Genomic DNA, 17961 nt, shown 5'->3' with positions numbered 1-17961 from the left:
TCGATGGAAAGCGCGGACAATCAAAAACTCCGGCAGGGAGACCCATGAGATGGGCGTTGAAGGCATCGGCGCACGCGTTGCGCGCAAGGAAGACAAGCGTTTCATCACCGGCCGCGGCCGCTATGTCGACGACGTCAAGATCGTCGGCCTCACCCACGCGCATTTCATCCGCAGCCCGCATGCCCATGCCAAGGTCAAAGGCATCGACGCTTCCGCGGCAAAGGATATGCCGGGCGTGGTCGATGTGCTGACAGCACAGCAATTGGTGGACGACAAGATCGGCAATCTGATCTGCGGCTGGGCGGTGTCCTCCAAGGACGGCACACCCATGAAGATGGGCGCATGGCCGGCAATGGCCCCGGACACCGTGCGCTTTGTCGGACAGGCCGTGGCGGTTGTGATCGCCGAGACCAAGAACCAGGCGAAGGATGCGGCTGAGGCCGTGGTCGTGACTTATGAAGAACTTCCTGCCGTCAGCAGCATGACCGCAGCGCTCGCCTCAGGCGCACCGCAACTGCATCCGGAAGCGCCGGGCAATGTGGTCTATGACTGGGCGATCGGCGACGAGAAGCAGACCAATGACGCCTTCAGCAAGGCAGCCAATGTGGTCTCGCTGGACCTGACCAATAACCGGCTGGTGCCGAACGCGATGGAGCCGCGCGCAGCCGTCGCGGAATATGACGACGCAGAAGAGCACTTCACGCTCCATACGACATCGCAGAATCCACATGTGGCGCGGCTCGTCCTGTCGGCGTTCTACAATGTTGCGCAGGAGCACAAGCTGCGCGTGATCGCCCCCGATGTCGGCGGCGGCTTCGGATCGAAGATCTTCATCTATCCCGAGGAAATGGTCGCGCTGTGGGCGTCGAAGAAAGTGCGCCGCCCGGTGAAATGGACCGGCGACCGCACGGAAGCCTTCCTCACCGACGCGCATGGCCGCGATCACATGTCCCATGCCGAGATGGCATTCGATGCCAACAACAAGATCCTGGGCCTGCGAGTGAAGACCCACGCCAATTTCGGCGCGTATATGTCGCTGTTCTCGTCCTCGGTGCCGACCTATCTCTACGCCACGCTGCTGTCGGGCCAGTACAATATCCCGACCATCTATGCCGAAGTGATGGGCGTCTATACCAACACCACACCGGTCGACGCCTATCGCGGCGCCGGACGCCCGGAAGCGAGCTATCTGGTGGAGCGGCTGGTGGAGACATCGGCGCGGCAGTTGAAGGTCGATCCAGCCGAACTGCGCCGCCTCAACTTTGTGACCCAGTTTCCGCATCAGACGCCTGTCATCATGGCCTATGACATCGGCGACTTCGGCGCCTCGCTCGACGCAGCGCTGAAGGCGATCGATTATGCCGGCTTCCCGGCGCGGAAGGCCAAGGCGAAAGCCGCCGGCAAACTGCGCGGCCTCGGCTTCTCCTGCTACATTGAGGCCTGCGGTATCGCGCCGTCCAAGGCGGTCGGCTCGCTCGGCGCCGGCGTCGGCCTCTGGGAATCCGCGGAAGTTCGCGTCAATCCGGTCGGCACCATCGAAGTGCTGACGGGATCGCACAGCCACGGCCAGGGCCACGAGACGACCTTCGCGCAACTCGTTGCTGACAGGCTTGGCATCTCCGTCGATCAGGTCCAGATCGTCCATGGCGACACTGATAAAGTGCAGTTCGGCATGGGCACCTATGGCTCGCGCTCGGCGGCGGTCGGCATGTCCGCGATCTTCAAGGCGATGGAGAAAGTGGAAGCCAAGGCGAAGAAGATCGCCGCGCATCTGCTCGAAGCCTCCGAAGGCGACATCGTCATCGAGAATGGCGAGTTCAAGGTGGCCGGCACCGACAAGGCGATCGCGCTTCCGATGGTCGCACTCGCGGCCTATACCGCACACAACCTGCCGGATGGCATGGAGCCCGGCCTGAAGGAAGGCGCGTTCTACGACCCCACCAACTTCACCTTCCCGGCCGGGGCCTATATCTGCGAGGTCGAGATCGATCCCGGGACCGGCAAGACCGACATTGTCGACTTCGTGGCCGTGGATGACTTCGGCCGGCTGATCAATCCGATGATCGTTGAGGGCCAGGTCCATGGCGGCCTCGCCCAGGGCATCGGCCAGGCGATGCTCGAAAGCGCTATCTATGACGACAACGGCCAGCCGGTGACGGCGTCGTTCATGGATTACGCCATGCCCCGCGCCGACGACGTGCCGTCGTTCCGGGTCTCGCACACCACGACGCTCTGTCCGGGCAATCCGCTAGGCGTGAAAGGCTGCGGCGAGGCTGGCGCGATCGGCTCGTCACCCGCTGTGATCAACGCCATTACGGACGCGCTGGGCCACAACAAGATCGAGATGCCGGCAACGCCCGGCCGTGTCTGGGAAGCGCTGCAATTGCAGCAGGCAGCGGAATAAGCGGAGTGTTTTCAAGCGAAGTGGAAGCCGGTTCGCGTCAAGAAAACACGACCAAAAGATAAGGAAGCAATACGATGTATGAGACCACTTATCACCGCCCCGCCAGCATCGATGAAGCCGCGGCCCTGTTCGCCAAACATCCGGAGGCCAAATATCTCGCCGGCGGCCACACGCTGATCCCCGTGATGAAGCAGCGTCTTGCAGCACCCTCGGATGTCATCGACCTCGCCAAGATCAAGGACTTGATTGGCATCGAGGCAACATCCGACGCGCTGATCATCAAAGCGGCGACGACCTATTACGACATCACGCAGAGCCCCGCGGCCAAGAAGGCGATTCCCGCCATCGTGCATCTGACGTCGGTGCTCGGTGATCCCGCCGTGCGCTATCGCGGCACCATCGGCGGCTCGATTGCCAATAACGATCCCGCCGCCGATTATCCCGCCGCCGTGCTGGCGCTGAATGCCACCATCAAGACCAACAAACGCGAGATCAAAGGCGACGATTTCTTCCAGGGCCTGTTCTCGACGGCGCTGGAAGAGGACGAGATCATCACATCCGTGTCGTTCCCCATTCCGGCCAAGGCCGGCTACGCCAAGATGCGCCACCCGGCGTCACGCTTCGCGTTGACCGCCGTTTTCGTCGCCCAGACTAAATCCGGCGAAGTTCGTGTCGCTGCCACCGGCGCATCGCAGAGCGGCGTTATGCGCGTGCCGGCGATCGAGGCTGCACTGAAAGCCAACTGGTCGGCGGGAGCGCTGGATGGCGTGAAGATCTCAGCCGATGGGTTGATGGGTGACATCCACGGCTCGGCGGAATATCGCGCCAATCTCATCAAGGTGATGGCACAGCGCGCGGTGGAAGCGGCGGGCTGACATTCCATCAAACGGCAAAATCTACTGAACAGCAAAATGCCCGCGAGAAATCGCGCGCATTTTTGTGCAGTGCCGCAGCATGGCCGCATGCAGGATTGCGGCCAAAAGCTTCTTGCCCTTGTCACCACCAGCATAGACAGTTTCCGGCAAATCGGTCCGTCCCATCGACGGCCAAGATCAAGCATGGGAAACACAAGTGCAGGACACCACCCTCGCGTCGTCGCGACCACAGACCAAGGCCACCGGCCCGCTCAAGGGCACACGCGTCGTCGAATTCGCGGGCATCGGCCCCGGTCCGTTCGCCTGCATGCTGCTCGCCGATATGGGCGCCGAGGTGATCACGCTGGTGCGCCCGAAGCAGATGCCGAAGGGCGCCGCGTCACGCGGCCGCAAGGTCATCGAGGTCGATCTCAAGGACAAGGCCGCCATTACGCAGGTGCTGTCGCTGCTGGATAGCGCCGATGCGCTGGTGGAAGGCTATCGCCCCGGCGTGATGGAACGCCTCGGCCTCGGGCCGGATGTCGTCCTCGGCCGCAACAAGAGACTGGTCTATGGCCGCATGACCGGCTGGGGCCAGCATGGCCCGCTGGCGCAGGCCGCCGGCCATGACATCAATTACATCTCGATCACCGGGGCCCTCGCTGCGATCGGCGGCGCCGACAAGCCCGTGCCACCATTGAATCTGGTGGGCGATTTCGGCGGCGGCTCAATGTATCTCGTGATGGGCATGCTCGCCGCCATGCTGGAAGCCAGCCGCTCCGGCCAGGGGCAGGTGGTGGACGCGGCCATGTGCGACGGCGCAGCATCCTTGATCACCATGTTCTTCGACATGACGGCTGCCGGCCGCTGGAAGGAAAGTCGCGAGAGCAACATGCTCGATGGCGGCGCGCATTTCTACGGCGTCTACGAATGCAGCTGCGGCAACTTCATCTCGATCGGCTCCATCGAGCCGCAATTCTATGCCGAGCTGCGCGAACTCGCCGGGCTGTCGGAGGCTTGCTACGACAATCACATGGACTCGAAGAATTGGGCCGCGGTGAAGGACAAGCTCACCGCGGTGTTCAAGACCAAGAGCCGCGATGAGTGGTCAAAAATCATGGAAGGCACCGACGTGTGTTTCGCGCCGGTACTGACCATGTCGGAAGCCACGAAGCATCCGCATATGGTGGCGCGCGAAGTCTTCATCCAGCACGAGGGCGCGACACAGCCGGCACCCGCACCGCGGTTCTCGCGCACGCCGTCGGCAGCACGGCCGGCAGTGAAGGTGGAGCTGGGGGATGCGGTGAAGGAGTGGCAGGGCGCGTAGCGCCTGTTCTTATCCCTCCCCCGCGCTTGCGTGGGGAGGGTGGCCGGCCGAAGGCCGGTCGGGTGGGGGAGCCCCACGTGACGTCGGTTTGTGGGGGAACACCCCACCCGTCTCGACCGCTTCGCGGTCGATCCACCCTCCCCACTGCGCAGCTGCGCTGCTTGGGGGAGGGAGAAGATTACGCCGCCGTCTTATTGCCGACGTGCAACACGCCGCGCCTGATCTGATCTTCTTCGATCGACTCGAACAGCGCCTTGAAGTTGCCCTCGCCGAATCCGTCATCGCCCTTGCGCTGGATGAATTCGAAGAAAATGGGTCCGATCGCATTGGCCGAGAAGATCTGCAGCAGCACCTTGGTCTCGCCGCCTTCGACCACGCCCTCGCCGTCGATCAGGATGCCGTTCTTCTGCAGGCGCGGCACGTCCTCGCCATGCTTCGGCAGCCGCGCATCGATCTTCTCGAAATAGGTCACAGGCGGCGCCGGCATGAAGGGCAGGCCATCGGCGCGCAGCTTCTCGATGGTCGTGTAGATATCCGTCACACCGCAGGCGATGTGCTGGATGCCCTCGCCGTGATAGGTGTTGAGATATTCCTCGATCTGGCCGGCATCGCCGGCATCCTCGTTGATCGGAATCCGGATCTTGCCGTCAGGGCTCGTCAGCGCGCGCGAGAACAGGCCCGAGGCGCGTCCCTCGATGTCGAAGAAGCGTATCTGGCGAAAATTGAACAGCTTCTCGTAGAAGCCAGTCCAGACATCCATCCGACCGCGATGGACGTTGTGGGTGAGGTGGTCGAGATAGAACAGGCCGGCGCCTTCGGGGCGCGGGTTCTTGGCGCCGAGCCATGTGAATTCATGGTCATAGGCCGAGCCCTTGGCGCCATAGCGATCGACGAAGTACAATAGGCTGCCGCCGATGCCCTTGATGGCCGGCACGTCGACCGTCTTCTGCGTTGCGATCACATCCGCCGGCTCGGCACCGAGCAAGATCGCGCGGTCATAGGCCGCCTGCGCATCGACGACTCGGAACGCCATCGACGGCGCGCACGGGCCGTGCGCGGCGACGAAATTGAAGCCGTGGGTGCCGGGCTCTTCGTTGACGAGATAGTTGATGTCGCCCTGACGATAGACCGTGATCTTCCTGGTCTTGTGCTTCGCGACTGGCACGTAGCCCATCAGCCTGAACAGGGCGTGGAGTTCTTCGGGCCTCGGATGCGCGTATTCGACGAATTCAAAGCCGTCGGTGCCCATCGGATTATGTGCCGAGATGATGGCAGCCGGCGCGTCGTGCGGAAACGGACCCATGGTGATCTCCCTAAGCTGATTTGCATTATCGCTTGCCTGGAGTGTCGGTCGTTTGCGACGCAAGGTGCATGCAAATTCGGATGGAATATGCGACATTCATGCACAGTTCACGCATGAGAGAGGCTTTTGACGCATGATCCCGGTAGACGCCTTCGATCTCAAGATGCTGGCTGCCTTGCAGGATGACGGCCGGCTGACCAACCAGCAGCTCGCCGATGCCGTCGGCCTATCGGCCTCGCAATGCTCACGGCGGCGGATGCGGCTCGAAGAGGAGAAGGTGATCTCCGGCTATCACGCCGACCTGTCATCGGACGCACTCGGCTTCAACGTGATCGCCTTCATCCAGGTGCAACTGGCCACCCACTCGCCGGACAATGCCAAAAAGTTCCGCACGCTGGTGCAGCGGGTCGACGAGGTGCAGGAAGCCTACTCACTGACCGGCGACGCCGACTATGTCCTCAAGGCTGTCCTGCGCGACCTCAAGGGATTGTCCGATCTCGTCAACAATGTGCTGATGCCGCATCAGAGCGTGGCGCATGTGCGCTCGTCGATCGTGCTCGATCGGTTGAAGGAAACATCGAAACTGCCGCTGAAATCAGCCCTCGCCTGAGCGCCAGAGGCCTGCGACACAGCGGAATTTGCAACCCCCGATTGATCAGTTCTTAACTCGAAGCGCCTACAACACCCGTCTGGTTCCGATCCGAATTGATTGGACACTCGATACTGCCAAAGCATTGCAGGAAAGAGCAGAGATGGGTGGACGCGACGCAGGCACGACCGAGAATGCCAATCACCGGCTCGTTCGCTTCTTCTGCATCTGCCTTGGCACCCTCGTCTTCGCCTATGCCCTGCTGGCAGTGCGCCTGCTGTTCGAGAGCGATGGCATCACCGTAACCGATGGTCTGCTGACACTGGTTCGCGTGTTGCTCGGCGCAGCGGCGCTGGCCATCATCATTTCTCCGCCCGTGATCGCAAAGCCGCTCGGCCGCCAGATCACGCTGCTCGGCACCGATTTCGAAGCCGGCTATACGAGCATGAGCACCAAGGGGAAGGTACGGCTGATCGTGCTCGTCACCATGGTGAGCCTGCTGCTCGAACTGGTGATGATCCGCTGGCTGGCGTCGGTCTTCCCGGTGTTTTCGTTCTTCAAGAATTTCACACTGCTGGCGTGCTTTCTAGGCCTTGGCGCCGGCTATGCCGTGTCCGAGAAACAACCCTGCGCACCGGCGCTGGTGCTGCCGATGCTGGCGCTGTTCGTCAGCGTCATCACGCTGCTGCGCTACGATATCGGAGCCGGTAACGGTTTCTTCACCGGCCTGCCGATGCATGAACAGACCTCGATCAATATCGATATGGATCGCCTCGACTGGCTGTCGCTGTTTGCCCAGAGCATTCCCGTCTATTTGCTGCTGGCGATGAGCTTCGTGTTGTGCGCCTGCATCTGCTATCCGGTCGGCCAGCTCTGCGGCAAGCTGCTGCACGCGACCGACGCCCTGAAGGCCTACGGCCTCAATCTCGTCGGCAGCATCCTCGGCGTGCTGGTGCTGTTCGTCATGAGCCTGTTCTGGCTGCCTCCGGTGATCTGGTTCACCGCGGCCGGCGGCATCCTGCTTGTCTTCGTACTGTCGCGGGATGTCCGCTCGTCGATCGGCATTGCGAGCTTCTGCGTGCTGCTCACGGTGCTAGCCTGGCCGGTGCAGCCGGAGACCCAACGGATCTACTCGCCCTATCAGCTGCTCGAACGCATGGCGAAATCCGACGGATTGATGAATATCCTGTCGGGCGGCTCGTATTATCAGAAGGTGTTCAACCTCGCGGAGAGCCACCGCAGCATCGAGAGCGCCGAAGACCGCTATGTGCGGACCTATTACGAGTTTCCGTTCAACTTCAAGACAAAGCCCGAGCGGGTGGCCATCGTCGGCGCCGGCAGCGGCAACGACGTTGCGGCGGCGCTGCGCATGGGCGCGTCCCATGTGGACGCCATCGAGATCGATCCCGCCATCATCCATCTCGGCCGCAGCAATCATCCGGAACACCCCTATGACGATCCGCGAGTGACCGTACATATCAACGACGCGCGCAACTTCTTCCGCACGGCGCAGCAAAAATACGACCTGATCATTTATGGCGTGCTCGATTCCCACACGGCGCTCAGCCATGCATCGAACCTGCGCGTCGATTCCTATGTCTATACCCGCGAGGGCATCGACGAGGCCTTCCGCCTGCTCAAGCCTGACGGCGTGATGTCCATTGCTTTCGCGCTGCCGAACGAGTCGCTCGGCTTCAAGCTGTCGCATATCCTGCAGGGTCTGCCGGGCGCCGGCAAGCCGCTGGCCATTCGCGTGCGTTACGATTCGAGCACGACGACGGCCTTCGTCGTGCAGAAAGGTCGCGATGCCGTGCTGCCGAACATGGAGGCCTTCGCGGCCATCGGCTTCACGGACGTGTCGCAGCGCTATGCGCAGCCCTATCCAGAAGCCAGCATCCCGACCGATGACTGGCCGTTCTTCTACATGGTCAGCCGGACCTATCCGACCAGCTACATGATCGCGCTCGGCATGGTCATGTTGCTGAGCACGATGTTCGTGCGCAAGACCATCGGCCTCAATGACCCAATCGAGCGCGGCTATCTGCCATTTTTCTTTCTCGGCGCCGGCTTCATGCTGGTGGAGACCAAGGCCATCACCGAGCTGGGTCTGCATCTTGGCGGGACCTGGTTCGTGATCGCCGCCACCATCATCATGGTGCTGGTGATGGCGTTTCTGGCCAATCTCATCGTGCAACGGAACGCATTCCAGCGCACTGGCTTCGCTTATTGCGGCCTGATCGTCAGCCTGCTCGTTGGCTACTTCTATGCGCGCAACCACACGCTGATTGCCTTTGCCTCGCCATGGGCCAACCTCGCACTCAGCGGCGTGCTGCTGACGATCCCGCTGTTCTTCTCGGGCATCATCTTCTCGAGTCTGATCGCCCGGACCAGCGTTAATATCTCGACCGCACTGGCCTATAACCTGATGGGCGCGCTGTTCGGCGGTTTGATGGAATACAACTCAATGTATTTCGGCTTTGCGTTTCTGTACCTGCTGGCCATCGGCTTCTACGCGCTCGCCTGGCTGTTCTCACGCAATCCCGGCATCGCCTGGGCGCGGCGGCTCAACATCCCGCGCACGGATGCAGCGTCGTAGCACCCGCCTCCCGACGTCACGTCTTCTGGCAGTTCCCGAACCACCGATGTTCTGCCAAGATCGACGCAACGAACAGATTGGGGAGTGAACCATGGCGCTGGCGCTGCGGCCAAACTGCGAATATTGCGACAAGGACCTGCCGCCCGCGGCACGCGATGCCATGATCTGCACCTTTGAATGCACGTTCTGCGCGGACTGCGTGGAGAGCAAACTCTTCAATGTCTGCCCAAATTGCGGCGGGGGTTTTACGCCGCGACCGATCCGCCCCGCCACCGAATGGCGGTCCGGCCTGTCGGTCGCCAAGCGCCCGGCATCCGACAAGCGCGTACATCTCTCAAAGAGCCCTGAAGACATCGCAACGCATGTCGCGCGCATCAAGGACGTGCCGCCCTGGGAGCGATAACGTGAGCACTTATCGCTTATTCGGATCGAAGCGCTTCTCCAGGCCCTTCCAGCAATCGGCGTAGTCGCTCTGCAACGTTGCCGTCGTGGCCGCGTGTTCCGTAACGCGCTGCGGGTAGCGGGTCTCGAACATGAAGGCCATGGTGCCGGTGAGCTTCACGGGCTTCAACTCGCCATTGCTGGCGTGATCAAAAGCCTCGCGGTCCGGCCCGTGCGGCAGCATCATGTTGTGCAGGCTGATGCCGCCCGGCGTGAAGCCCTGCGGCTTGGCGTCATAGACGCCGTAAATGAGGCCCATGAATTCCGACATGATGTTCATGTGATACCACGGCGGCCGGAACGTGTTTTCCGCCACCGCCCAGCGCTCCGGAAAGATCACGAAGTCGATATTCGCGGTGCCTGCGGTTTCCGATGGCGAGGTCAGCACCGTGAAGATCGACGGATCCGGATGATCGAAGCCGATGGCGCCCACCGGCGAGAAAGTCCGCAAGTCGTATTTATACGGCGCGTAGTTGCCGTGCCAGGCGACGACATCGATGGGCGAATGCGGCAGCACCGTCTTGAATAGCGTGCCGCCCCATTTCACATAGAGTTCGGTCGGCGTGTCCTTGTCCTCATAGGCGGCCACCGGCGTGAGGAAGTCGCGCGCATTGGCAAGACAATTGGCGCCGATGGGCCCGCGCTCCGGCAGCGTGAAGGCGCCGCCATAATTCTCGCAGAGATAGCCGCGCGCAGCGCCACCCGTGAGTTCGACGCGAAACTTGACGCCGCGTGGGATCACCACGATCTCGCCTGGCTCGGCATCGATGCGGCCGAATTCGGTGACGAACAACAAGTTACCCTGCTGCAGCACGAACATCATCTCGCCGTCGGCATTGTAGAAGTGCTGATCTACCATGGATTTGGTGATCAGATAGACATGCGCTGCCATGCCGGCCTGGGTGCCGGCGTCGCCGGCCGTGGTCATGGTCTGCACGCCCTGCAGGAAGGTCATATCCTCCTTCGGGATCGGCGCCGGATCCCAGCGCAATTGCGCGATCGGCAGATCGTTCTCGTGGCACGGCGCGCTGCGCCACAGCTTGCTATCTGCCTTCTCGAAGCGGCCCGAATGTTTCACCGATGGGCGGATGCGATAGAGCCAGGACCGCTCATTGGTGCCGCGTGGCGCGGTGAAGGGCGAACCGGAGAGCTGTTCGGCATAGAGCCCATAGGCCGCACGCTGCGGCGAGTTGCGGCCAATGGGCAACGCGCCCGGCAGCGCTTCGGTCTCGAATGAATTGCCAAAGCCGGACATGTAGCCCGGCGTGACATTGACGGTGTTGCGGCTGATCAGATCGGGATTGGTGGTGATGTTCATCTCATCCTCCTTTTCCTACCGTCATTGCGAGGAGCGCTTGCGACGAAGCAATCCAGTCTTCCTTTGTGACCTTCTGGATTGCTTCGCTTCGCTCGCAATGACGAATCTACTACATTACCCTTGCAGCGCGGCCCACATTTCGCGGTCGCGCTTGTCGGTCCAGATCACGGGGTCGTCGATTCCCGAAGCTTCATCGAAGGCGCGGGATACATTGAACGGCAGGCAGTGTTCGTAGATCGCAAAGCTCGAAAACTTCTTGTCCATGACGTCGCGGGTCGCCGCCATGGTCTCCTTCAGGCTGCGCCCCTTGGCGACTGACAGCTCCGCCGCGCCATAGAGCGACATCACGAAGTCACGCGTCATCGCGATCGCCTCGCGGGTCGTCTCCAGCCCTTTCAGTGCATCGCCGCGGCCCGGCGCAATCGCCTTCGGGTTGAACGCACGAATCTCGTTCAGCGTCGACGGCCATTCGCGCAGCAGCGCATCGCCGCAGTAGCAGGCCGAATGATATTCGATGAGATCGCCGGAGAACATCACCTCGGCATCCGGCACCCAGGCGACGATATCGCCCGACGTATGGCCGGCGCCGAGCTGCATCAGGCGCACCTCGCGCTTGCCGAGGAAGATCGACATCTCGCCCTCGAAAGTGAGCGTCGGCCAGGTCAGGCCGGGAATGCTCTCGGCATCCTGGAACAGACGCGGGAAACGGCCGAATTCGGAATCCCAGTCCTGCTGGCCGCGCTCCTCCACCAGCCGATAGGTTTCCTGCGACGCGACCACGCCCTGCGCCTTGTAGGCGGACGCGCCGAGCACACGCACCGCATGATAATGCGACAGCACGACATATTTGATCGGCTTGTCGGTGACCGTCCGCACCCGCTCGATCACCTTGTTGGCCATCGCCGGCGTCGCCTGCGCGTCGAACACGATGCAACCGTCATCGCCGACGATGACCGCCGAGTTCGGATCGCCTTCAGCCGTAAAGGCATAGAGATCGGTGCCGATCTCCGAGAAGGTGACCTTCTTCTCGGTCATGTCGGTCGTGGATGCGAAACCCTTGGTCATCTATCTATTCCTTTGATCTTTACGTCAGTCAGTTCGTATGGCGACAGGCAACCGTCGCTTCGCCAGCGCAATCGCGTCACCGAGCACGGCGGCATCGCCGATATGATTGGCGAGGATCAGCACCAGCGCCGTATCGAGCGCTGCGCTTTGTTCATCACTCAATCCGCGATGCGCCTCGACAATCGCACGATAGGCGTCGTCCGGACTGGCGAAGTTGGACGCCGTCGACAGTGCCGTCATGACGGCCTCCCGCTGGCACGCGCGACCGCGGCCTTGATCGCCTGCGGCGTTGGATGCCGGAAACGCGCCGCGACATAACCATCGGGCCGCAGCAGATAGGCGGCACCCGGATCGGCGCCGTAGCGTGCCTTGAACAGCCCGGTCTCGTCGCGCAGCGCCGCATCGTCGCCGACGACCAGACGCGCCACGCCCTCGGGCAGTTCGATCGCCTGACCGTCCGACTGCAATACGGTGAAACCGCGGCCGGCTCCGGCGAAACATTCCGAGAGAAACACATGCGCGCCATCATCGCTGACGAGCGGTGCGTCCGGCATATGCGCGCCCAGTCGCGGACCGACCGACCAGTCATCGCTATCGGCGGTCGACAGCGGCGTCTGATAGACCGACGGCACGGACAGCCGGCCGCCATTGATCATCCGCTTGGCGAAATCAGCCTCCCTGGCGAGCGACAGTATTGCCTGCCGCATGCGCTGCTCCTGCTTCGAATGCGGGGCGATGAAATCCGTCGCATGGGTCGAGGCACGGATATTCTCGTCCGCGGCCGGGCCCCGCTCGGCGTCATAGCTTGCCAGCAGCGACGCCGGCGCATTGCCGGCCAGCACCAGTGCGAGCTTCCAGGCGATGTTCTCGGCATCTTCGAGGCCGGAATTGGCGCCCCGCGCGCCGAAGGGCGACACCTGATGCGCGGCATCGCCGGCGAAGATCACGCGCTCATGCAGGAAGCGCTGCATGCGACGGCACTGGAACTTGTAGACCGAGATCCACTCGAAATCGAAATCATCGTGGCCGAGCATGCGCGCGATGCGCGGACGCACCTTCTCCGGCCGCCGCTCCTCGGCGGGGTCTGCATCCGGCCCGAGCTGCAGATCGATACGCCAGACATCGTCGGGCTGACGATGCAGCAGTGCGGATTGGCCGGAATGGAATGGCGGATCGAACCAGAACCAGCGCTCGGTCGGGAATTCCGCGGTCATCTTGACGTCGGCGATCAGGAACTGATCCTCGAACACCTCGCCGGAAAAGTCCGCGCCGACCATGCCGCGCAGCCCGGAGCGAGCCCCATCGCAGGCAACGACATAGTCGGCGCGCAGCGTGTAAGGCCCATCGGGCGTCTCGATGGTGAGTTCCGCGTGATCGTTGTGCTGCGCCAGCGCGATGACCCTGTTGCGCCAGCGCAGATCGATCTCCGGCAATTGATGCACGCGATCGACCAGAAAGGACTCGGCGTAATATTGCTGCAGGTTGATGAAGGCCGGCATCTTGTGGCCGGTCTCGGGCAGCAGATCGAACTGGTAGAGCATGTCCGGTCCGAGAAAGATCTTGCCGACCTTCCACACCACGCCCTTGTCGATCATGCGATGGGCGACACCGAGACGGTCCCAATATTCGAGCGAGCGTTTGGAGAAACAGATGGCGCGCGAGCCGTCGCCGATGCGATCGGCGTCGTCGAGCAGCACCACGCGCTGGCCGCGCTGCGCCAGATCGATGGCCAGCGACAGGCCGACAGGGCCAGCACCAACAATCACCACAGGATGATGCGCCGCAGCGGCAGCTGACCGCGCCTGATCGGCATGGCGGCGATAGGCAAACTGGCGGACATGTTGCGCCATGGCTCAGCCCCTGCCCTGCAACCGGATGTATTTTCGGATCAACGCTGGTCTGGCCAACGGATCGCACTCCCTCTAAGATAGTCTCATTTGCAACCATCTAAACGCCGGACCCGTGGCGGCGTCAACAGCAGAATTGGTGGCTCCGTGGCAAAATTCGACCTGTTTCAGTTCGTTCCGTTCCGGCTCAACCGGCTGGCCGCGGAGGTCAGCGCCGCGCTCTCGGACGAATATCAGGTGCGCTACGGGCTCGACATTCCGGAATGGCGCGTCATCGCCACGCTGGGCTTTCGCGACGACGCCTGCAGCGCGCAGTTCATTTCGCAATGCACGCGCACCCACAAATCCACCATCAGCCGGGCGGTGACGGCCCTGCTGGACCGCGAACTCATCGAACGGGTTGAAAACGAAGACGACCGCCGCGCCTTCGAATTGCGTCTCTCCGCAAAAGGCACCGCGCTCTATGAAGAGCTGATCCCGCGCCTGCTAAGCAAAGAGCGCGACATCCTGTCATGCCTGACGGCGCAGGAGCGCAAGGACTTCGCCGCCGCACTCGGCAAGATCGAGCGTAGCCTCGACCTCGTGCAGACGCGGCATGGGCAAAAGGCCGGCGCCTATTGAGAGATTAGTCTTTCACAAAGGAGCGCGATGGCATCTCGTGCAGCGCATAGGCATCGGCCTTGCTGCCCTCGACGCGCGGATAGAGCTCGCGCACCAGCGGATCATGGCCGGGAATGATGCGGTCGGGATGGCCCGCAAGGCGCTCGCAGGTGGTCCAGCCGTCGCACATGTCGCCGATATTGTAGACGATCGGAAACGGGCTGCGGCGCTGCATGTTGCCGTAGTAATGCGAGGCGTCCGAGGCCAACACCACCGGGCCGCGCGCGGTTTGCACGCGTACGATCTGCAGACCGTCGGAATGGCCGCCAACGCGGTGCAGTGTGACGCCCGGCGCAACCTCGCCATCGCCATTGTGGAACGTGACGCGCTCATTGAACACGTGTCGCACCATCAGCGTGACGTCTTCCGCCGAGAACGGATGCCGCAGCAGCCCGTTGCACATGCAGCGGCCCGTCGCGTAGCTCATCTCGCGGTCCTGCAGATGGAACCTGGCATTGGGGAGACGATCGAGATTGCCGGCATGATCGTAATGCAGATGCGTGACAATGACGTCGCGGATGTCCGCCGCGCGAACGCCGAAATCGGCCAGCGCATCGATCGGATTGATCGTGAGCTTGCGGCTGCGTTCTTTCGCGGCGACCTCGTTGAAGCCGGTATCGACAAGAATGTCGCGGCCGCCGCCGCGGATCAGCCAGATGAAATAATCGAGATCGGCCGCCGCGGTCTCATGGGGATCGGGTGCGAGATAATTCATCTGCGGCGTCCGCGGCGTCATCGTGGCGTAGCGGATCGCATAGATTTCGTAAGTCACGCTCATTCGTCCCGTCCCATTCCCGATCGTTGTTATGCGCAACAAGCCATTGCTGCCGGGAAAGGTCAAACCGTTCCAACCACCGGAATGACCGGGAACCGGGACTGCAGCGACAACGCCGGACGCGTGGTGAATTGACGCGATAGCTGCCGCCCGCACTGCACGTTGACAGCCGCGATCACGCCGGTTTGATAATGGGAATGGCGTGGATTAGTGTCGCTGCGGCGCAAGCCACAGCTTGGACAGCGCCCTCAAGTCTGGACCGGTTTCATTATGAAAATGCGCATTGCTCTGATCGCTCTCCTGACGTTTGCTGCCACGCCCATCTGGCAGGCCTCCGCCGCAGAAGATCGGACCCACCGGATCGCACTGGTGATCGGCAATGCGAAATATCCGGACGCCGAGGCTCCACTCAAGGAGCCCATCAACGACGCCCGCGACGTCGCCGCCGAATTGAAGCGTGATGGATTTGAGGTCGATACCGGGGAAAATCTCGGCGGCGACGGCATGCGCCGGGCGCTCGACAAATTCTACGGCAAGGTGAAGCCGGGCTCGGTCGCCCTGGTGTTCTTCAGCGGCTTCGGCATCCAGTCCGCGCGCCAGAGTTACATGATCCCGGTCGATGCCCAGATCTGGACCGAGCCCGACGTGCGCCGCGACGGCTTCAGCCTCGAGACCGTGCTGGGCGAGATCAACGGCCGCGGCGCCGGCGTCAAGATTGCGCTTTTGGACGCATCCCGCCGCAATCCGTTCGAACGCCGGTTCCGCAGCTTCTCCGCCGGGCTCGCTCCGGTGATCGCACCGAGCGGCACGCTTGTGATGTATTCGGCGGCGCTGAGCTCGGTGGTCAGCGATGGCGGCGGCGATCACGGGTTGTTTGTCAGCGAATTGCTGAAGGAAATCCGGGTTCCAGATCTCACTGCCGAGCAGACGCTGAACCGGACCCGCGTCAACGTCACCCGCGCGTCGCGCAGCGAGCAGGTGCCGTGGATTTCGTCGTCGCTGGCAGAAGACTTCTCTTTCATAGCGGGAACGCGCCCGGCCTCGGCCGCTGTGGCAGAAGCCAAACCGGCCGATCCGGCGCCGGCTGCGACACCGCGCCCCTCTCCTGTGGCCAAGCCGGAAGTCGTCGCCGCACCTGCAGCACCTGTGCCCGCTGCACCCACGCCGGCGGCTCCAGCAGCAGCGCCTGCGCCGACCGCGGCACCGACTCCTGCCCCTGCCGTCGCCGCCGAAGTTCCTCGCGACGAAAACAAGATCCTGCTGGCGCTGGCGGAGGATCCGACCGTCAAATCGCTGAACGTCAAGCTGACCGACAATCCGGAGGACGCCGGCGCGCTGTATCGCCGCGGCCAAGTCTATGCCAGCAAGGGCGCCTATTCCGCTGCGATCAAGGATTTCGACGCCACGATCAAACTGAATCCCAAGGATGTCGAGGCCTACAACAATCGTTGCTGGGCACGCACCGTGACCGGTGACCTCGCCGCCGCGCTCAAGGACTGCAATGAAGCCCTGCGCCTGCGCCCGAATTTTGTCGATGCGCTGGACAGCCGCGGCCTGGTCAACCTCAAGAACGGCCAGAGCAAGAACGCGATTGCGGATTTCGACGCTGCGCTGAAGATCAATCCGCAGCTGACCTCATCGCTCTATGGCCGCGGCCTCGCCAAACATCGCCTTGGCCAGACGGCGGAAGGCGATCTCGACATCACCAATGCCAAGGCCATGGACCCGGACATCGTCAAGGAATTTGCCGGCTACGGCGTTCGATAGAACGGCGTGCAATAGCACGGCATCCGGTGATCCCCAGAGGTCACCGGAATTTCGCGGGAAAATCGCAAGAAAATCGTAAGAAAGTCGCAAGCCCGGTTTGAACCTGCGGCGCGCGAGCGGACACTATTGATGGCAAGCCGGAAGCCATCCTGAAGCGATCCGGCACCAGATTTTGCTGGATTTGATTCAAGCGCGTTTCGCGCGACTAAATGAAGGATGCACCCATGCCGAACACATCCGCACGCCCCGGCTTCAAGGCACTTCGCACGATCGCCATGATCAGCGTCGCCTTGTCGCTGACCGCAGGCATCGCCGCAGCGGCTGAGGAAGTGACCTCCGACCAGATCCTGCGCGCGCTGGCACCAAAGAAGCCGCTGACCCGCGGTCTGTCGATGACGCCGCCGGCCGAGCCGGCCGTCAATGCCGCCGAAGGCAAGTTCGTCGACTCCCTTCGCAATCGCAGCACGCGGTCGCTGTCGATCGGCGAGCGCGAGCAGATCGCCGCCGTCGCCCAGACCAAGCCGGCGATCGATCTGGAAATTACCTTCGACTACAACTCGGCGAATATCAGCAAGAAGTCGCTGTCCTCGGTGCAGGCCCTCGGCAAGGCCCTGAGCAGCGAAGATCTCAAAGGCGCGACCTTCGTGGTCGCCGGCCATACCGACGCCGTCGGCGGCGAAGAATACAACCAGGACCTGTCCGAGCGCCGCGCCGACGCCATCAAGCGCTATCTGACGGACAAATACGGCATCGCCGGCGCCGACCTCGTCACCGTCGGCTATGGCAAGGGCAAGCCGAAGGCCGGCGTTGCGCCAACTGACCCGTCCAACCGACGCGTTCAGGTGGTGAATATGGCGAACAAGACCACCGCATCCCAATAGAGCTCGGTGGCACCTCTGAGCTTGCTGCGGATTGCCGCACCACAGCGTTCCGCGCCACGCGGGACGCTGTTTGCTGTGGTGATCGCGGATATCCTGTATAGATTGCCCCGACCTGCCGCCGCACCGATCGAATG

16 protein-coding genes are annotated in these 17961 nt (G+C 62.4%); 9 read left to right on the top strand and 7 right to left on the bottom strand.

Annotation, left to right across the window (positions count from 1 at the left end):
* Window positions 1–49 precede the first annotated feature (49 nt).
* Entirely contained in the window at window positions 50–2404 is a 2355-nt protein-coding gene (locus AB8B02_RS26765; protein ID WP_439065628.1) for a xanthine dehydrogenase family protein molybdopterin-binding subunit, read from the top strand.
* A gap of 74 nt (window positions 2405–2478) precedes the next feature.
* A complete protein-coding gene (locus AB8B02_RS26760) occupies window positions 2479–3279 on the top strand; it encodes an FAD binding domain-containing protein (protein WP_439065627.1) in 801 nt (266 codons plus the stop codon).
* 21 nt (window positions 3280–3300) lie between these two features.
* On the opposite strand, the gene AB8B02_RS26755 is transcribed toward AB8B02_RS26760, so the two are convergent.
* Window positions 3301–3444: a hypothetical protein gene (locus AB8B02_RS26755; RefSeq protein WP_439065626.1), complete on the bottom strand. Its 144-nt coding sequence runs from the start codon at window positions 3442–3444 to the stop codon at window positions 3301–3303.
* 31 nt (window positions 3445–3475) lie between these two features.
* Between AB8B02_RS26755 and AB8B02_RS26750 the strand changes: the two genes are divergently transcribed.
* A complete protein-coding gene (locus tag AB8B02_RS26750) occupies window positions 3476–4585 on the top strand; it encodes a CaiB/BaiF CoA transferase family protein (RefSeq protein ID WP_439065625.1) in 1110 nt (369 codons plus the stop codon).
* Window positions 4586–4763: 178 nt separating this feature from the next.
* Here the strand turns inward: AB8B02_RS26750 and hppD are convergent, their stop codons facing one another.
* Window positions 4764–5888 (bottom strand): 4-hydroxyphenylpyruvate dioxygenase, encoded by a 1125-nt coding sequence (gene hppD, locus AB8B02_RS26745; protein ID WP_439065624.1) that lies wholly within the window; start codon window positions 5886–5888, stop codon window positions 4764–4766.
* Between the two features lie 133 nt (window positions 5889–6021).
* Here hppD and AB8B02_RS26740 point away from each other — a divergent pair, with 133 nt between their 5' ends.
* The 3 genes from AB8B02_RS26740 (at window position 6022) to AB8B02_RS26730 (ending at window position 9476) form a co-directional block, all read left to right on the top strand.
* Window positions 6022–6498 carry an Lrp/AsnC family transcriptional regulator gene (locus AB8B02_RS26740; protein ID WP_089266744.1) on the top strand — a complete coding sequence of 159 codons (477 nt, stop codon included), beginning with the start codon at window positions 6022–6024 and terminating at the stop codon, window positions 6496–6498.
* 142 nt (window positions 6499–6640) lie between these two features.
* On the top strand, window positions 6641–9073 hold the full coding sequence (locus AB8B02_RS26735; RefSeq protein ID WP_439065623.1) for a spermidine synthase: 2433 nt from the start codon (window positions 6641–6643) through the stop codon (window positions 9071–9073).
* A gap of 91 nt (window positions 9074–9164) precedes the next feature.
* Complete coding sequence (locus AB8B02_RS26730) at window positions 9165–9476, top strand: DUF1272 domain-containing protein (RefSeq protein WP_439065622.1); 312 nt, start codon at window positions 9165–9167, stop codon at window positions 9474–9476.
* A gap of 9 nt (window positions 9477–9485) precedes the next feature.
* Here the strand turns inward: AB8B02_RS26730 and hmgA are convergent, their stop codons facing one another.
* The 4 genes from hmgA to AB8B02_RS26710 all read right to left on the bottom strand — a co-directional run bounded on the left by hmgA (window position 9486) and on the right by AB8B02_RS26710 (window position 13747).
* Window positions 9486–10832 (bottom strand): homogentisate 1,2-dioxygenase, encoded by a 1347-nt coding sequence (hmgA, locus tag AB8B02_RS26725; protein ID WP_439065621.1) that lies wholly within the window; start codon window positions 10830–10832, stop codon window positions 9486–9488.
* A gap of 114 nt (window positions 10833–10946) precedes the next feature.
* On the bottom strand, window positions 10947–11897 hold the full coding sequence (locus AB8B02_RS26720; RefSeq protein ID WP_093758037.1) for an MBL fold metallo-hydrolase: 951 nt from the start codon (window positions 11895–11897) through the stop codon (window positions 10947–10949).
* Window positions 11898–11921: 24 nt separating this feature from the next.
* Complete coding sequence (locus AB8B02_RS26715) at window positions 11922–12137, bottom strand: DUF2783 domain-containing protein (protein WP_439065620.1); 216 nt, start codon at window positions 12135–12137, stop codon at window positions 11922–11924.
* A complete protein-coding gene (locus tag AB8B02_RS26710; protein WP_439065619.1) occupies window positions 12134–13747 on the bottom strand; it encodes an FAD-dependent oxidoreductase in 1614 nt (537 codons plus the stop codon). The genes AB8B02_RS26715 and AB8B02_RS26710 overlap by 4 nt, the downstream gene beginning before the upstream one ends.
* Before the next feature lie 144 nt (window positions 13748–13891).
* Here AB8B02_RS26710 and AB8B02_RS26705 point away from each other — a divergent pair, with 144 nt between their 5' ends.
* Window positions 13892–14365, top strand: a complete 474-nt coding sequence (locus tag AB8B02_RS26705) for a MarR family winged helix-turn-helix transcriptional regulator (protein WP_089266730.1) — start codon at window positions 13892–13894, stop codon at window positions 14363–14365.
* A 4-nt stretch (window positions 14366–14369) separates the two neighbouring features.
* Here the strand turns inward: AB8B02_RS26705 and AB8B02_RS26700 are convergent, their stop codons facing one another.
* Window positions 14370–15182, bottom strand: a complete 813-nt coding sequence (locus tag AB8B02_RS26700) for an N-acyl homoserine lactonase family protein (protein WP_093758034.1) — start codon at window positions 15180–15182, stop codon at window positions 14370–14372.
* 267 nt (window positions 15183–15449) lie between these two features.
* Here AB8B02_RS26700 and AB8B02_RS26695 point away from each other — a divergent pair, with 267 nt between their 5' ends.
* Both AB8B02_RS26695 and AB8B02_RS26690 read left to right on the top strand, forming a co-directional pair.
* Window positions 15450–16946, top strand: coding sequence for a caspase family protein (locus AB8B02_RS26695; RefSeq protein WP_439065618.1), 1497 nt, complete (start codon window positions 15450–15452; stop codon window positions 16944–16946).
* Between the two features lie 224 nt (window positions 16947–17170).
* The gene (locus AB8B02_RS26690; RefSeq protein WP_068737975.1) at window positions 17171–17827 is read left to right on the top strand and encodes an OmpA family protein; all 657 of its coding nucleotides are present in this window, start codon (window positions 17171–17173) and stop codon (window positions 17825–17827) included.
* The last annotated feature ends 134 nt before the right edge of the window (window positions 17828–17961 follow it).

Origin of the sequence: Tardiphaga sp. 862_B3_N4_1, from assembly GCF_051811085.1 — a bacterium.
GTDB lineage: Bacteria > Pseudomonadota > Alphaproteobacteria > Rhizobiales > Xanthobacteraceae > Tardiphaga > Tardiphaga robiniae.
This window is presented reverse-complemented; position numbering and strand designations above follow the sequence as displayed.

What these genes read in the sequence shown, in the direction of transcription:
- AB8B02_RS26765 (WP_439065628.1), top strand. Translation starts at nt 50, where the DNA reads ATGGGCGTTGAAGGCATCGGCGCACGCGTTGCGCGCAAGGAAGACAAG.
- AB8B02_RS26760 (WP_439065627.1), top strand. Translation starts at nt 2,479, where the DNA reads ATGTATGAGACCACTTATCACCGCCCCGCCAGCATCGATGAAGCCGCG.
- AB8B02_RS26755 (WP_439065626.1), bottom strand. Translation starts at nt 3,444, where the DNA reads ATGGGACGGACCGATTTGCCGGAAACTGTCTATGCTGGTGGTGACAAG.
- hppD (WP_439065624.1), bottom strand. Translation starts at nt 5,888, where the DNA reads ATGGGTCCGTTTCCGCACGACGCGCCGGCTGCCATCATCTCGGCACAT.
- AB8B02_RS26740 (WP_089266744.1), top strand. Translation starts at nt 6,022, where the DNA reads ATGATCCCGGTAGACGCCTTCGATCTCAAGATGCTGGCTGCCTTGCAG.
- AB8B02_RS26735 (WP_439065623.1), top strand. Translation starts at nt 6,641, where the DNA reads ATGGGTGGACGCGACGCAGGCACGACCGAGAATGCCAATCACCGGCTC.
- AB8B02_RS26730 (WP_439065622.1), top strand. Translation starts at nt 9,165, where the DNA reads ATGGCGCTGGCGCTGCGGCCAAACTGCGAATATTGCGACAAGGACCTG.
- hmgA (WP_439065621.1), bottom strand. Translation starts at nt 10,832, where the DNA reads ATGAACATCACCACCAATCCCGATCTGATCAGCCGCAACACCGTCAAT.
- AB8B02_RS26720 (WP_093758037.1), bottom strand. Translation starts at nt 11,897, where the DNA reads ATGACCAAGGGTTTCGCATCCACGACCGACATGACCGAGAAGAAGGTC.
- AB8B02_RS26715 (WP_439065620.1), bottom strand. Translation starts at nt 12,137, where the DNA reads ATGACGGCACTGTCGACGGCGTCCAACTTCGCCAGTCCGGACGACGCC.
- AB8B02_RS26710 (WP_439065619.1), bottom strand. Translation starts at nt 13,747, where the DNA reads ATGGCGCAACATGTCCGCCAGTTTGCCTATCGCCGCCATGCCGATCAG.
- AB8B02_RS26700 (WP_093758034.1), bottom strand. Translation starts at nt 15,182, where the DNA reads ATGAGCGTGACTTACGAAATCTATGCGATCCGCTACGCCACGATGACG.
- AB8B02_RS26695 (WP_439065618.1), top strand. Translation starts at nt 15,450, where the DNA reads ATGAAAATGCGCATTGCTCTGATCGCTCTCCTGACGTTTGCTGCCACG.
- AB8B02_RS26690 (WP_068737975.1), top strand. Translation starts at nt 17,171, where the DNA reads ATGCCGAACACATCCGCACGCCCCGGCTTCAAGGCACTTCGCACGATC.